Origin of the sequence: Desulfosarcina widdelii, from assembly GCF_009688965.1 — a bacterium.
Classification (GTDB): Bacteria; Desulfobacterota; Desulfobacteria; order Desulfobacterales; family Desulfosarcinaceae; genus Desulfosarcina; species Desulfosarcina widdelii.
Genome location: NZ_AP021875.1, coordinates 1,893,297 through 1,907,578, shown reverse-complemented (window position 1 = coordinate 1,907,578; position 14,282 = coordinate 1,893,297). Strand labels below are relative to the sequence as shown.

At 55.5% G+C, this 14,282-nt stretch carries 15 protein-coding genes; 14 read left to right on the top strand and 1 reads right to left on the bottom strand.

Going from position 1 to position 14,282, the window contains the following annotated elements:
• Positions 1-174 precede the first annotated feature (174 nt).
• Positions 175-768: a helix-turn-helix domain-containing protein gene (locus GN111_RS08825; RefSeq protein WP_155303411.1), complete on the bottom strand. Its 594-nt coding sequence runs from the start codon at positions 766-768 to the stop codon at positions 175-177.
• A 225-nt stretch (positions 769-993) separates the two neighbouring features.
• Here GN111_RS08825 and GN111_RS08820 point away from each other — a divergent pair, with 225 nt between their 5' ends.
• From GN111_RS08820 to GN111_RS08755, 14 genes are all read left to right on the top strand, one after another.
• Complete coding sequence (locus GN111_RS08820; protein ID WP_155303410.1) at positions 994-1,425, top strand: hypothetical protein; 432 nt, start codon at positions 994-996, stop codon at positions 1,423-1,425.
• Positions 1,426-1,695: a helix-turn-helix domain-containing protein gene (locus GN111_RS08815; RefSeq protein ID WP_155303409.1), complete on the top strand. Its 270-nt coding sequence runs from the start codon at positions 1,426-1,428 to the stop codon at positions 1,693-1,695. It begins immediately after the preceding gene.
• Positions 1,695-1,886 (top strand): hypothetical protein, encoded by a 192-nt coding sequence (locus tag GN111_RS08810; RefSeq protein WP_155303408.1) that lies wholly within the window; start codon positions 1,695-1,697, stop codon positions 1,884-1,886. The genes GN111_RS08815 and GN111_RS08810 overlap by 1 nt, the downstream gene beginning before the upstream one ends.
• Positions 1,887-1,899: 13 nt before the next feature.
• The gene (locus GN111_RS08805) at positions 1,900-2,544 is read left to right on the top strand and encodes a hypothetical protein (protein WP_155303407.1); all 645 of its coding nucleotides are present in this window, start codon (positions 1,900-1,902) and stop codon (positions 2,542-2,544) included.
• Between the two features lie 2 nt (positions 2,545-2,546).
• Positions 2,547-4,418: a phage tail terminator protein gene (locus GN111_RS08800; protein ID WP_155303406.1), complete on the top strand. Its 1,872-nt coding sequence runs from the start codon at positions 2,547-2,549 to the stop codon at positions 4,416-4,418.
• Between the two features lie 58 nt (positions 4,419-4,476).
• Positions 4,477-5,502, top strand: a complete 1,026-nt coding sequence (locus GN111_RS08795; protein ID WP_155302570.1) for a hypothetical protein — start codon at positions 4,477-4,479, stop codon at positions 5,500-5,502.
• A 21-nt stretch (positions 5,503-5,523) separates the two neighbouring features.
• Positions 5,524-6,054, top strand: a complete 531-nt coding sequence (locus GN111_RS08790; RefSeq protein WP_155303405.1) for a hypothetical protein — start codon at positions 5,524-5,526, stop codon at positions 6,052-6,054.
• A 100-nt stretch (positions 6,055-6,154) separates the two neighbouring features.
• Positions 6,155-8,833 (top strand): phage tail tape measure protein, encoded by a 2,679-nt coding sequence (locus GN111_RS08785; protein WP_155303404.1) that lies wholly within the window; start codon positions 6,155-6,157, stop codon positions 8,831-8,833.
• Positions 8,830-9,180, top strand: a complete 351-nt coding sequence (locus tag GN111_RS08780) for a hypothetical protein (RefSeq protein WP_155303403.1) — start codon at positions 8,830-8,832, stop codon at positions 9,178-9,180. Before GN111_RS08785 ends, GN111_RS08780 begins: the two co-directional genes overlap by 4 nt.
• Positions 9,177-9,698, top strand: coding sequence for a hypothetical protein (locus GN111_RS08775; RefSeq protein ID WP_155303402.1), 522 nt, complete (start codon positions 9,177-9,179; stop codon positions 9,696-9,698). Before GN111_RS08780 ends, GN111_RS08775 begins: the two co-directional genes overlap by 4 nt.
• Complete coding sequence (locus GN111_RS08770) at positions 9,698-11,089, top strand: hypothetical protein (protein WP_155303401.1); 1,392 nt, start codon at positions 9,698-9,700, stop codon at positions 11,087-11,089. The genes GN111_RS08775 and GN111_RS08770 overlap by 1 nt, the downstream gene beginning before the upstream one ends.
• Positions 11,089-12,975, top strand: coding sequence for a hypothetical protein (locus GN111_RS08765; RefSeq protein WP_155303400.1), 1,887 nt, complete (start codon positions 11,089-11,091; stop codon positions 12,973-12,975). The genes GN111_RS08770 and GN111_RS08765 overlap by 1 nt, the downstream gene beginning before the upstream one ends.
• A gap of 34 nt (positions 12,976-13,009) precedes the next feature.
• Entirely contained in the window at positions 13,010-13,171 is a 162-nt protein-coding gene (locus GN111_RS08760) for a hypothetical protein (protein ID WP_155303399.1), read from the top strand.
• A 158-nt stretch (positions 13,172-13,329) separates the two neighbouring features.
• Entirely contained in the window at positions 13,330-14,088 is a 759-nt protein-coding gene (locus GN111_RS08755; protein ID WP_197740515.1) for a DNA adenine methylase, read from the top strand.
• Positions 14,089-14,282 lie beyond the last annotated feature (194 nt).

The following is a 14,282-nucleotide window of genomic DNA, read 5'->3' as shown; positions in this document are numbered from 1 at the left end:
CTAAAAAATGAGCCAATTTTAGGGCAAATCGTTACCCTTTCGAGATTTCAAAACAAAAACAGGTTCAGCCAGAAATTTAAACAGTATTCCGGATTTTTACTGAACCAAGGTTTATTTAAGGAGAGCAATGATAATTGAGCACTATTTTAGATTACCTATCCTGGCAGAGTATTATTATTCCGGGTTGACGTCAGTTTTACCTACTGTTTTGCGACGATCTTTCCCCGATCTGCGTTCGGTGCCATCCCAGACATCGGAATCATATTGCTTATTCTGGGAACCGCTATAATCAGTACGTATCTCGATCCCGCTTCCCGACAGGGCCTTGATATACCCTCCCAGCTTGTAAAACTCCTTTAAGGAGGTTTTTTCCATGACCATGAGGGCCTGGTTGATCTCCAGCGCGAATTCTTGATCTTCGAATTCCTGAATAATGTGAAAATTTTGCGAGTCGTGGATGTTGTTGGTAGGTGCCTTTTCATCATCAATAAATGGCTCGCTTGGGCCTCCCTCGCCTTTAAGTAGCCAATCTAATGAGCAATCAAGGGTAAAAGATAATGCTAAAAGCTTGTCGCCTTTTGGAAGCTCTCCTTTTTCATACCTTTGTACAGTGCTTTTACTTGTTCCTATTTTTAGGGCTAATGCATCCTGACTCAACCCTATAAGCTTTCTTTTTGAGGTCAGTCTTTTTCCGAAATCTGGGTTCCCACTTTCTTTATGAAAGTCGGAACTAAAGTGGGAACCGGTTTTCGAAGTAGGAACTGTCATTTTTTCTTCAAATATTCCATTAAGTTGTAATTGGTACAGGTCGGAAGAGCTGGAAAAATTAGCAGGAACCTAAAAATCGGGTTGACATACCGAAAAATAGGGCCTATAACTATTTTTAGTGCTATACAAGTTAGCGACGGTCTTACTCTAATTTAGATGAGCCCGGAATGTCAATGTCCGAGTCTTCGTAAAAAACGGACAACCTGGATCGAATCGGCGGACAAGATGAACAAGCCCATCACCATCCAACTCGGTCTCTTCGACCAACCCACCCTGAATGTGATCCGCCCGATCAAACAGGTCATGAACACCGATGTCCGCGAATGCGGATTATCCCGAGAGCAGATCGTGGACCGTATGAACGACTTGGCCGCACGCTTCGGCGTATGCCTGGTCAGTGGCAATTGCAAACGCCTGACCGTCGAAACCTTCGAAAAATGGCTCAATCCCAATGAACTTAACCGGAGCATCCCTTTGAAGGCGCTGCCCGTTTTTTGTGCCGCCGTTGAGAGGTGTTCGGTAATCGAGACGCTGGCGCGTCCGTTGGGGCTTCGAATCGTCGACGACCGTGAACAAAAATTGCTCTCATGGGCCAAGGCAAAAATGGACATCAAGGAGAAAAATCGGATTGTCCGCAGAATCGAATCGGAGCTTTAGATGAGCCGCAAACGAAAAATCACCTACACCCTTTATGTAGACGACCGCGACGATGAAAAAAGCATCGGCCGGAAAGTTACCGCCAGGCGCATCCGTTCCATTGCCCTGCGCAAGGGCGAAAAGATGTCCGACTGGGCCGACGAACTGGGGGTGTCTCGGCAATACATCTCGCAGGTGGTGAACGGCAGGCGCCGGCCGCAGGAAATCCGGGACTTTATCGAACGGCGCCTGGGTCAGAAATTCTGGCCCGAAAGGAAAAAGGTGGCCTGATGGCTAGAAATGCGGTCTCCAGCTGGCTTTGGGAACATAACATTTCCATCGGCGACGTGGTGATGATTACCGGCGCATCGATGGAGGCGACCTGGCGTACCATACGAGGCCAGGAGGACGATGAACGGGTGCTGGCGTACCTGCGCAAGAAGGGTTGTCCTGAACATATGATCGATAACCGTATCGCATAAAAAGGTGGTGAACATGGGAAACAGCGAAGTTGAAGTGGTCGATCCATTGACGGAGCAAGAACAAAACCGTCTGGAGGAACTTGAGAGGGTCGTTTTCGAAGGCATGAAAGGCCCCTTCGACAGCGGCCTCGCACTGCGGGAAATCCATGGGGAAAAATATTATCGCAAAACCCATCCGACCTTTGAGGTCTATGTGGAATCCAAGTTCGGGATATCCAGGCAGACCGCCTATCGATTGATCGATGCCGCCAATGTGTTCGAGAATGTCACCCATGGGTTACAAAATCCACCTTCCGGTTCGGATATCAGCCCGTTTCTTTGCCTGCCATCAAACGAACGCCAGATCCGGTCGATGGCGAAGCTTTCCGGACCGGAAGAACAGATCGAGGTTTGGCAGCGTGCCGTCCAAACCTCCCCGAAAGGAAAACCCACCGGCGCCCATGTCAAGAAATTGGTCAACGAAAAATTGGGTGTCACCCTCCAACGGACCGGAACGAAAATCACCCAGGCCGCACGCGAACTGCCCGAGGACTTTGTAGAAGCATTCCTGACGATCACGGAAAAACTCTTTACCGCCAAGAAAAACAATTTCAAGGGGATCGACCGTAAAAAGGTGATCGAGTTCATCGAACGGTTGAGGCGTTTTATCGAGGATTGATCATGCAGGCACTCACGGCAAAAGAAATATCAAACTTGCTTGGCGTGACCGTCAGGGCGGCCAGAAAACGGGCGCTTAAGGAGGGCTGGAAATTTAACTTATCAACCGGCCGTGGTGGCAAGATCAAGCATTACCCCGTCGACAGCCTGCCCGAGGACATCCGCCTCCTTTATAATAGGGAACTGGTTTGCAACCTGCCGGCGGCATCCACGAACCGCCTTCCGATGGCCGCACCGGAGAAAACGCCGGTACCGGCGATGACCGAGAAGCAAAAAGCCGTATTCAGTGCCAAGACCGACCTGCTTTTGCAATACACCCGCACCCTGGCCGCCGCCGGTCATGGCAACAAGGCCGTGGCCCGTGACAATTTTATCCTGGCATACAATTCCGGACTGATCTTCGAGGAGATCCACGCCATCGTCGGACCGGTCTCCTGGAAAACCATCGAGGGCTGGAAGCGCACCATTCGGGCCGGCGGCGATCTTTCCGACCGCCGGGGCCGGTGGCGGCGCGGCAAATCCATCGTCACCGCCCAGCAGGCCACCGTCATCCTCCAGATCGCCCTGCATCCCAACAAGCGTTTGATTTCCGAAATCATCCGCAAAGCCAAGAATCGCATGGCCGAACTGGGAATCGACAACGGTCACAGCCCGGACACCTACCGGCGCTGGCTGATGGATTTCAAGGCCCACAATTATGACATCTGGTGTTTTCAGCGCCATGGCAAGAAATACTGGAACGACAATTGTTGCTACTCCATCGAGCGCAATCCGGAACTGATCAACGTGGGCGACATCCTGGTGGCCGACGGCCATAAACTCAACTTCCAGATCCTGAATCCGTGGACCGGCAAGATCGAGCGGATGCAGTTGATCACGTTTTTTGACATGCGGTCCAACATGCCCTGCGGCTGGGAGATCGCCCCCACGGAAAACACCGTCGCCATTTCGGTCGCGCTGCGCCGGGCGATCCTCATGCTGGGCAAGATCCCGCGCGTGGTCTATCTGGATAATGGCAAAGCCTTTAAATCCAAGTACTTCCAGGGCACCGGCCTCGATACCGATCTCGAACAGGCCGGTCTTTCCGGCATCTACAGCAATTTGGGCATCCAGACCATATTTGCATGGGCGTATCACGGCCAATCCAAAACCGTGGAGCGTTTTTTCGGCGTTATGGCAGAAATGGAGCGCGACGCGCCCACCTACACCGGCACCTCTATCGCCAACAAGCCGCCGCGATTGATGCGCGGCGAAAAACTCCACCGCAAGGTTTACGAAAAAGTGGTGGGTGGCAAGTGCCTGACAATGGAAATGGCCCATTGCATGGTGGCCAACTGGATGGACGAATATGCCCGCCGGCCCCAGGAGCGCAGCAAATACCTGAAAGGCTGGGCGCCCATCGATCTGTTTGAACCGGGCAGGGGAAAAGGCGTCGATCCAATGGAGTTGACCGCCCTGATCCAGGAAAGCATCGACGATATCATCACGGCCCTGGGTGACATTTCTGAAGCCGCCGGCGGTGTCGATCAGTTCGCCGGGGATATCGACGAATTGAAAACCAATCCCAAGCGGTTGCCGGCATTGTGGGTGCTTTACGATGGGGCCAGTTTCGAAGACCGAAAGATGGAAGAAATCCTGGCCGAGCACACCATGAACTTCACGGTTGTGCTCATCGCCAAGAATCACCGCAGCCGGGCGGACGGCGCCGAGGCGTGCCACCTGATCATCGAGGCCGTGCGGGACCGGCTGATCGGCAGAATCGTGGAGAACGTGGGAGAGCTGTGGCCGGTGCGGGAACGATTGATCATGGCCTCCGGCCCGCTGCTCGTTTACGGCCTGAACTATCGCATAGAAGCCGAGTACACCAGTTCGTAGCAAATAACCTCGCAAGGGCCGCCGGACGGCATCCCTTGTGGAACCAAAGGAGATCGAAATGTCATCATCTCAACGAGGAAAGGTAGCGGTCGAGTTGAGTCGCACCCTGACCGACTTCTCGGTTATGGCCGACTCGGGCGACCACCAGCGTTTCAACCTTGGCGCCCTGTGGAGCGGGCGCTCGGGATACGAGCCCGACGTGCGGCCCAACGGGATCGTGACCGGGCAGCGGGTGCTTTCTCCCAACGCAGCCAACGACACGGTGACCGTGGCCGCATTTACGGCCTATTCCAAGGGCGTCGAGCACTCTGTTGCGGCCGGCAGCCAGGCGGTGACCCGGCCGTCCACCGAAAATTTCAAGATTTCGTCAATCATCATGACCGACGTTGGCGGCCTGGACGAAGTCGAGGGCACCGAGGGTACCGAGTTTTCAGAAACCCGTGGCGCCGCCGGCGGCCCGCCGCTGATCCCGGAGGATGCCGTCGAACTGGGACAGGTTCGCATGAACAGCCAGTCCAGCGCCGTCATTGCCGAGTCCGAGATCTACCAGGCGCCCAATGATCACGCCGAATATGCGGACATTCCCGGCTTCGAGGAGCACAACGTGGGCAAGGGCAGCTACGCCGAAGTGGCTGCTGAGAAAAACGCCCACATAAAATTCAATACGCCCTTGCCGGCGATCCATACCGGCCCTGCGGCCAAGCGGGTGTACATCAAATTCTATACACCCAGCCTGACGGTTCAGCAGAACGTGGCCGATTTCAAACCGGCCGAGATGGGCGTCACCAAATCCAGCACCGCCGTCTACGAGGGATCGGGCGTTTCCGGCGCCATCGGATCGATGAAGGCCGACTCGGTCGGCGACGCCTCTTTTACCCTGTACGTGAAAGACGGCATCACCGATGGCATCGTGCGGGAGAAAAACCAGACGGTGACCGTCAAATGGTGGCCGGACGCCAACAAGCTGCCCTACATGCTGACCCAGGGGCTGCTGGCGTTCGACCGGGAGTTTCCTTCGGGCAATCCCAACAAGATCAGCTGCACCATTTACTGCGAAAAACCGTCGGTGGAGTTCTCATCGTAGAGAGAATGTTCCGGAGGAGACATGCCGTTTAATATCGAAAAATACCGAACGACGGAATACGAGCGGCGTACAGAACCGGTGCCGGTTCCGGCCCTGGCCGCCTTTTTCGACGATGACGAAAAGCCGGTAATCGTCGTCCAGAACCTGACCGGCCCGGAAGTTTATCGGGCCGAGCAGCGCGTGGCCGTCAACAAGAATCTCGAAGGGCTGGTCAAAAAGCTGGCCGACGGCAAGGGCGCCGAGGCCATTGAGGCGGCGCTCGAGGCTTTGGGTCTTGGCGGGTCCAGCGTTCCGGACGCACTTGCCAAGGCCATCGCCTATGTGCAGTTCGGGTGCGCATCGGTAAAGCTGGAGCAGAGCGATGCGGTGCGACTGGCTGAATTTCACATCGATTCTTTTCTTAAATTGTTCAACGCCATCAATCGGCTGACTTCCCTGGGGCATGTGCCGCTGGGGGAATCGAACGCCTCTGGGCCACCCCTCGGGTGCAGGACGCCCTCACCATGTGCTCCGGAGGCGGATTCGGAGGGCACCGATTTCTCTTCGAAGTGATACCCGATATTTTTCCTCACGGGTATCTGACGGAGACGGAGCGGATGTTGTGGCATCGGTTCCGGAAAAAAATGGCGCGGTAGAATTGAAGACTTGAACCATGGCCAACAGCCTGACCAAAAAAATCGAACTGCTCATCCTGGCGACCAATCGCACGGGATCGACGTTTTCTGCCGTGGGCCAGGACATGGACAGTCTGGGCAGCAATGTGCGCGACATCGCCCAGCCGTTCGCCGCTGTGACCAGCGCCGTTGTCAAACTCGATGCGGTACTGGCGGCGATGGCCGCTGCGGGGATCGCCTATGCCTATAGCGAATCCTCCAAACTTCAAAGCGCTTTCACCGAACTGAAAAAGGTTGCCGGCGATAATGTGCAGGCCCTGGAGACCGCCAAGGTCAGTGCCAAGGGCCTGTCCAACGAATACGGCGAGTCGGCGGCCTCGGTCCTCAGTTCCACGGCCAGCTACAAACAGGCCGGCTTCGATATCCAGGGGGCCATGACCCTGGCCAAGGACGGCATGGACCTGGTCATTGCCGGCGAACTGGCAGCGTCCGCCTCCAGCGAAATCCTGATCGCATCATTGAAGGGGTTCAAGGCGCCGGCCGAGGATGCCCGGCGGCTGATCGACATCCTCAACGAGGTTTCCAACAACTACGCCACCGACATCGAACAGCTCGGCCGGGGCATGGCCGGGATTTCTCCCATCGCCCGCACCATGGGTTTTTCCATGGAGGAGACCGCCGGCGTCGTCACCCCTGTGATCGAGGTATTCCGGTCCGGCGACGAGGCGGCCGTGGCCCTGAAAACCGGCCTGCTCAAACTTATCGACGACAGTAAACCGGTGCAGGAGGCCCTGGCCTCCATCGGCGTTTCACAAAAAGACGCCAACGGGCAGCTGCGGTCCGGCAAGGATATTCTCTATGATGTGGCCAGGGCTTTCCAGACGATTGACGAGCCGCAGAAGCTGTTCGTCACCCAGCAGCTGGTGGGTATCGAGCAGAGCGCCCGCATGGTGGAGGTGTTCGACGGCCTGAGCAAATCGACCGAGATCACCGCCGTGGCCATGAACGCGACCGGGTCCGCCGCCAAAGAGGTGGCCGAGCGGTTGAAAGACCCGGAGGTGGCGGTCAACCGGCTTGTGCAGGGATTCAAGAATCTTTCCTCTTCCATTGGCGACGACTTCCAGACGGCCGGTACCGGTGCGGTCGATGGCATCACGGCCGTTTTGAACGCCCTCGAGGATGCCGTGGACGCCGGCGCTTTCGAACCGATCCTGGATGCCTTAAACGATTTTCTCGATGGGATCGCAGCCAAGCTGGAACAGATTGCAGAAAACCTGCCCGAGGCGCTGGAGGGCGTTGACTATTCCGGTTTCCTGGATTCGCTGGGAGAGATAAAAGATCTCATCACGAGCCTGTTTGACGACATCGATTTCGGCGATGCGGACAGCCTGCGCGACGGTATCCAGCGGGTGGTGGATTCGCTGGAAAGTTTGGTCGACTTCAGCAAAGGGCTCGGCGAGATCTTTGTGGCCGTTGCCGCAAGAATCGGCGATCTGATCGGCTGGTTCAACTCCCTCGATGAAGGCACGAAAACGACCGCTGCGAATATTGCCGGCATCGGCGCAGCGGTGACGGCCATATCCGTTCCGATTGCGACCGTTTCCACAGCAATCAAGGGCATGGGCGGAGTGCTCAATGTTTTGTCTACCGGTTCCGTTGCCAAATTAACCACATCCCTGGTGGGTTCCGGCGGCCTCGCATCGGCGCTAAAGGTAGTTGGTAGCGCGGCGGCCGCATTCGGCATTGGATGGGAGATCGGTACGCTTTACCGCGAGTTGGTCCCCGAGGTCGACACGGCCACCCAGTCCGTACTCAAATTCATCGACAAATACACAGGCGTCTTCGGGGTAGAAGAAGAGGCCCAGCGCGTCCGCCAGGAGGCCATCGAGGTCGAGCAGCGGCTCAGTCAGGTAATGGCCGAAAGAGCCGAGGCGGCCGAGGATGCAGCAGAAACCACCTATGAAGATAACCTGGCACTGGTCAACAGCATGGACGACGCCGTCGATTCCACGGCCGAGTTGACCGAGAAGATGCGGGAACTGGGCATCCTGGTCGAAGAGGAAAAGGCCGTCGATATCGACACGGCCGATGCAGAGAAAAAACTGCAGACGCTGGAATATTACAGCGAGAAGACAGGCCAGTGGGAAACGATTGTCGTACCGGTCGACACCGCCCAGGTCGACAATGCAAAGGAAAAGATCGAAGAGGCCATCCCCGCCGTCAAACGCCTCGAAATCGAAACCGATCTACAGATCGCCCAGGTCAAGGCCCAAGCCGAAACCCTTCAGACAGCCATCGAGTTCAAGGCCAAGCTCGATATCGCCGAGGTCGAGGCCAACGCCGAGACTATGAAAGCAGCCTTTGAAGCCGCCGGCGAAAGCGTTGCGGCCATCGCGGACGCCAGTTCCAGCATGTTTTCCGACCTGGCCGGCTTTGAAGGGTCCATGTCAGAGAAATGGTTTTTACAGGACATCCTCAAAGAACAAGTTTCACTTGAGCGCGAAGCCCTCGAATCCCAGAAAAAATTGACCGAAGCCCAGGCCAAGTACGTTGATGCAAAAGCCGAGGCTGTTCAGCGTGGGGACAGCATGATCACAGTCAATTGCGATGGGATGGAGCCGGATATAGAGATGGTTATCTGGACATTTTTAAGAAGGCTTCAGATCCGGGCCACCCAGGAGGGGCTCGATCAACTTTTGCTTGGCGGTGCGCCATGATTTTTGTCAGCAAGACCACTGCCGACAGTGCCGGCCATCTGCGCATCCGCAACTATCAGCTCACCGCGACCTATGAAAACACTGCCCGAATCAGCCGGGACAAGACCCTGGACGGCGGCGGCGTACTTTCTCACTACGGCGTCAGCGAGATCGACCGCACCCTGGTTGCCGAATGCCGGCTGTCCGATACCGATATCGCCGTTATCCGGTCGTTGTTCGAAAACGCCAGCCAGATCCGGGTCTCCTACTGGGACGGTGTTTATATCGGCTACATCTATGGCTTGAAAGCCGCCCGCGACGGCGTTTCCAGGATCACCATCTATTTTTCGGAGAAATTTATCCAATGAAAAATTCTCATCAAAAAATTGTCATCGGCAGCCGTTGGGTGGTTCAGCATTGGCGTGGTGACAAGATGCTGGCCGAGCGGATCGAAGAAAACCTTTGCCCCGACGAGTTCATCAACCACGTTCTTGACGCGTCATTGTCGGGCGGCACCCCGATAACCGCCTGGTATGTCCTCCTGTTTTCTGACGATCACACACCGGTGGCAACCGATACCTATGCATCGCCCGGATTTACCGAGTCCGACGGATACGACGAAAGCACCCGGCCGGCCTGGTCGGAGGATGGCGTATCGGGCAAGTCCATCAGCAACACTTCCTCCAAGGCCGAGTTCACGATGGACGGCACCGATGCGACCATTTACGGCGCGGCCCTGGTATCCGACGATACCAAGGGCGATCAGGCCGCTTCCGGCGCCATCCTTGGTCCGGTGGTGCAGTTTACCGGCGGGGCGGTCACCGGAATTTCTGATGACGATGTCATCAAGGTGTTTGTCACGGTCACCGGAGCTGATGACGCATAATGGCAGTTTACGGCAACGATGATTTCAGCGGTGTGGACGGCGACGCCCCCAACGCGGCGTTCTGGGATGAAAATGCCGCGCTCTCCGTGCTGTCCCTTGCCGACGGCGTTTCCGAGATCTCCGGCAACCAGCTCAAGCAGTTCGCCAGTTCGACCTCCGGGCGGCATGCCAACGTCCGGACCAACTACAAACTCATCGGCAACTTCCAGTTCACCGTTGATTTGGACTTCTCCCAACATTCTTCCACGGCGCAGCGGTCGTTTATTTATCTTTATATGGACTCGAACAACTATGGTTTTTTCGGGGCCTATGGCGATGATTATGCGGCCAACTTTTGGGTTTCCGGGTCGCCGGGAACTACCGGAATCATGTCAAACAACGATACCGTTGCAACCCTGCGTGTGACGCGGACGGGAAGCAGTTTAAAGCTGGAAAAGTACGATAACGGCTATTTCTGGCAAACCATGTGGACCCGCACGGTCTCGACCGATGACATCTGGATTTATCTCACGTTCCGCGACATCACTTATACTGACACCTATTGCCTCTGGGATAATTTCACGGTGGTCTACGCCGACGGTTTTGATGGCGTCGGGGGAACGGCCGGGTTCACATTGAACGACGCGCCCGGAGTCGAAACAGTTTCGTCTTTCCAGAGTGCCCCATCCGGGATGGTTTTCGGGGCGACTGCCGGCGTTAATTTCGAAAAGCAGGTCGGTGGAAGTGCCGGCTTCGTTCTTTCCGCCGTTGCCGGCGGCGGTCTGGTTCGCAACGCCAACGGCCAGGCAGGAATTTTGTTCGGAGCGACCGCCGGGGCGCTGAATTTGACGAAATGGATGGCCCAATACGGCGACCTGCTGCTGATCTACCGATATCATGCGCGCATGACCGGAGCGGCGGACGGGCTGGAGGACTACGATTTATCTGGTTTGAAATCGCTCCAGCTGCGGATGCGAACGGGAGAGCCATCCTATCTTGCATTGTCCATCGTGTACACGGCTGCGGCGGCTGCGGCAATCGCGGCCAGGCCGAACGGTGAGATCGTGGTCGACATGGCGGCCGTCGACGAGGGCGAAGAGGTTTTGCGGGAAGAGCTGATCCGGGTCGATTATTACAGCGACCGGACAGATCGCGGCGGGAACAGCCAAAGCATGACGCTGGTGGGCTACCGGACCCGGACCTATCTCTCACCGAGCGTAGTCGCCCTGAAAGGCGTCAAAACCGAAACCGTCATGGCCGACGGCCGTCGGCAGTACCGATGCGCCAAGCCCGATTTCTATCTGCGGCCCGGAGACACTGCGGTTTATGGGTCTGACGAGATGACAGTGGGCAGCATCGTTTGCCTGCTGTCACCGACGCGGCAATACGTCGATGTGGTCGAGGCCGGGTGATGGGCAAAGCTGAGATCATAAACGAGATCGGGGATGGGCAATACACCATCGAGGTTAAGCATGACACCGCAGCGGCTGCATTAAAACACAGCCATCTCGCAGCGGCCCTGGCCAACGTAGATGCCCGAATCGCTGAAGAAAGCGATCCGAATATTCTGGCCGCACTTCAATTGAGAAAATCCTCCCTTCAAAAAAGGATCGCCGAACTGGATGCGATCATCGAAGACATGGACTATCGGACCACGGCCTGGTGCGCGGATTTCACCGAGGGCTTAACCGGGGAGGTCGGCACCATCGAGCCCGGCGCCGAGGCGAAAAACGGGATCAACATCCGGCCGGGCTACGATGACGGCGCTGTCTGGGTACAATCCCTGGACGGGCAGGCCGTTCCCTTCCTTACCTTGCCGGTGGCCGACGCCATGCTGAATTTTGCCATCATGCCCGCCATCCAGAAATGGCGCCCGACCTATCGATACGCGACGATCCACAATATCGACGAGATCCAAAATACCTGCCGGGTGGTTTTCGATCCGCTGTTCAGCAGCATCCAGGATCTGGACATCAACGCGGTCAACGCCCTGGATGACGTGCCCATTGAATACATGTCCTGCAACGCTGCGGCCTTCGAGGATGGCGACACGGTGATCGTCAAATGGGAGCCCTATCGTACCGATGCCCAGGCGACCGTTATCGGTTTTAAGCAAGAGCCGAGGGCATGCGGCGATCAGTTCGTTGTGATCGTTGTCGCGGCTGACGGCCAGGATGGGGCCTATATCGTCTGGGACCCGAGAACCGACGACTATGCCCATGATGCGACGCTGGAAGGGGTCACATGGCCGGCCTCTTCGGACGATCTGGAACTTTTTTTCGAGCGGTTCGAAGAGGACTGGCCGGATTCTCAGCAGGTCTACCAGACGGTGGATACCGATGGGCTTCAGACAGGTTCTTGGGGCGGCCAGCCTGGGACAGTTTATTGGCCTGACGATCTGTTAAACTACTCTAATTTTTTGATGAGAGAATACCCGTCCGAGTTCGATTACGACGGGGAATACAAGATGACGCAATATGAATCCCTTTCCCAATCCGGAGAATGGCCGGAAACCTATTGCACGGAATATATGGAGGGCGCGGGAGCCTCTAGCCATGTGTCAGGGGTCTGGTATAATCCGACGTTTAACTCGTCCGATTATAACGACACGCGGTCGCTTTTTTATTCGATTAACGTGGATTTGGGCGCGAATGCGCCGGCGCTCTCCGACTCCAATTTTTTCTTTTACACGCGGCGACTCCGGGATCGGATCAACCAGGAGCATTACGGAATCATGCGGCTGGAGCATTGGGTCTATTATCAACAATCGTCAACGGTTCATCCCGGTTCGATACCGGACGTCGAGTGCGACGCGGAACGATGGCGGACGGGCCAATCGAAGTTACGGATACACACCCCGTTAGGCATGACGGAGCCGATCAATTTGGGAGAATTCGATGCCTATTGCTATCAGGAAAAAAAGACCGACTACCATTGGGATGCGGTCAATCAAACGTTCGTCCTTGACGGGACCTACATCCAGGCGACCCGATTCAACGAATCAATAATCACTCAGATTTTCGGAATCCTGATCCAAAAGGCAACCCAGTCCGCGAGCGGCGGAGATATTTGGGTCGATGGAAGTTACACGGGCGACGTCGATCACGAGGAAAGCTACGAGATCCACATCATGGCCCAGGCGGATTGGTTCGACGATGGCACGGATGGGGTCAATCCGACAAATCTGAGCCGTTCGAGCGCCCTGGAGGCCGCCATCAAAAGCATGTACGCCCAGTATTCCGAAGAGATTGGATGGACGCAAAATCTGGGCGCAAAAATTTATAAACGGCCTGAATAAAGGCGTTTTATTCATCAACCAAGAGGAGGGAAAAATGGCAGCAGCAGGATGGATTTTATTGGGAATCGGTATCGGTGTGGGCGTTACCTTTTTGATCGCCCGGAACAATGAAAAACATTTCAACAAGGCTCTGAACGCCGACAAGGATCTCAAGCGCCGGCTCAAGGCGGCGGTGAAGGCCGCCAGGTCGAGTTAGGAAGGGTTGGGCCGCCCCGGTGGATGTTGGAGCATCCCCGGGGCGAATGGCTGCTCGAGGACAACCAGACATCTGAAATCAGACGGCCCGGTGCGCTGGAGGGACCAAACGCACGGGTTTAATATCACACGTCGATTCGAATGCACAAGGAGGCGGCCGTGAACAGCCCATTAGCGTACATTGGCGGGAAATCGAAACTGGCGAAAACAATTATCGATATGATGCCCGAGCATAAAGCCTACTGCGAGGTATTTGCCGGCGCGGCCTGGGTGTTTTTTAAAAAGCCGGAATCGAAATATGAGGTGATCAATGATCTGGACAGCGACCTGGTGGCTTTTTACCGGGTGCTGCAGAACCACTTGGAGGAGTTTTTAAGGCAGTTTAAATGGTTGCTTTCGTCGCGGGAATGGTTCGAGGATTGGAAGCGCCAGCAGGCTGCCGGCGGTTTGACCGACATCCAGCGGGCGGCCCGCTATTATTACCTGCAGCGGCTTTGTTTCGGCGGGAGGGTCAAAGGCCGGGTCTATGGCACGGCTCCCATGCATGCACCGCGCATCAACCTTTTGCGCATGGAGGAGGAGCTATCTGCGGTCCATTTACGGCTGGTAGGAGTAACGATAGAGCATCTGCCCTGGGAGGATTTTATCCGGCGGTACGACAAGCCGGGGACGCTGTTTTATTGCGATCCGCCTTACTACAAGGCGCCGTTTTACGAGCACAATCTTGAGTTGTCCGACTATCAGCAGATGGCGGACGTTCTGGCCGGGATTAAGAGCCAGTTCATCTTGAGCATCAATGATCATCCGGAAATTCGGGACGTGTTCAGCGGGTTTGGAATTAGGTCGGTTGATTTGAAATATACGGTTTCTAAGGGAAAGCAAACCAATGGCAGGGAACTGTTAGTTTCTAATTTTTGATTCTGAAACAGTCAATGATACATCCGTTCAAAACGCTCAAAAAGCGTCAAAATAAGTACCGCGAATTATTATATTGAATTCAATATAAGTGCCGCGATAGACATGTTATACAGCTTGGCAATATTTTCAGCAAAAGGCGATCCAGAACCAAATTTAATTGAAAATGTTGACAACACAGTAGGTTATAGTAGGAT

Excerpts from the sequence above, each read along its gene's own strand:
- GN111_RS08780 (WP_155303403.1), top strand. The coding sequence starts at position 8,830 with ATGATTTTTGTCAGCAAGACCACTGCCGACAGTGCCGGCCATCTGCGC.
- GN111_RS08800 (WP_155303406.1), top strand. The coding sequence starts at position 2,547 with ATGCAGGCACTCACGGCAAAAGAAATATCAAACTTGCTTGGCGTGACC.
- GN111_RS08825 (WP_155303411.1), bottom strand. The coding sequence starts at position 768 with ATGACAGTTCCTACTTCGAAAACCGGTTCCCACTTTAGTTCCGACTTT.
- GN111_RS08795 (WP_155302570.1), top strand. The coding sequence starts at position 4,477 with ATGTCATCATCTCAACGAGGAAAGGTAGCGGTCGAGTTGAGTCGCACC.
- GN111_RS08775 (WP_155303402.1), top strand. The coding sequence starts at position 9,177 with ATGAAAAATTCTCATCAAAAAATTGTCATCGGCAGCCGTTGGGTGGTT.
- GN111_RS08815 (WP_155303409.1), top strand. The coding sequence starts at position 1,426 with ATGAGCCGCAAACGAAAAATCACCTACACCCTTTATGTAGACGACCGC.
- GN111_RS08770 (WP_155303401.1), top strand. The coding sequence starts at position 9,698 with ATGGCAGTTTACGGCAACGATGATTTCAGCGGTGTGGACGGCGACGCC.
- GN111_RS08760 (WP_155303399.1), top strand. The coding sequence starts at position 13,010 with ATGGCAGCAGCAGGATGGATTTTATTGGGAATCGGTATCGGTGTGGGC.
- GN111_RS08785 (WP_155303404.1), top strand. The coding sequence starts at position 6,155 with ATGGCCAACAGCCTGACCAAAAAAATCGAACTGCTCATCCTGGCGACC.
- GN111_RS08805 (WP_155303407.1), top strand. The coding sequence starts at position 1,900 with ATGGGAAACAGCGAAGTTGAAGTGGTCGATCCATTGACGGAGCAAGAA.
- GN111_RS08820 (WP_155303410.1), top strand. The coding sequence starts at position 994 with ATGAACAAGCCCATCACCATCCAACTCGGTCTCTTCGACCAACCCACC.
- GN111_RS08790 (WP_155303405.1), top strand. The coding sequence starts at position 5,524 with ATGCCGTTTAATATCGAAAAATACCGAACGACGGAATACGAGCGGCGT.
- GN111_RS08810 (WP_155303408.1), top strand. The coding sequence starts at position 1,695 with ATGGCTAGAAATGCGGTCTCCAGCTGGCTTTGGGAACATAACATTTCC.
- GN111_RS08765 (WP_155303400.1), top strand. The coding sequence starts at position 11,089 with ATGGGCAAAGCTGAGATCATAAACGAGATCGGGGATGGGCAATACACC.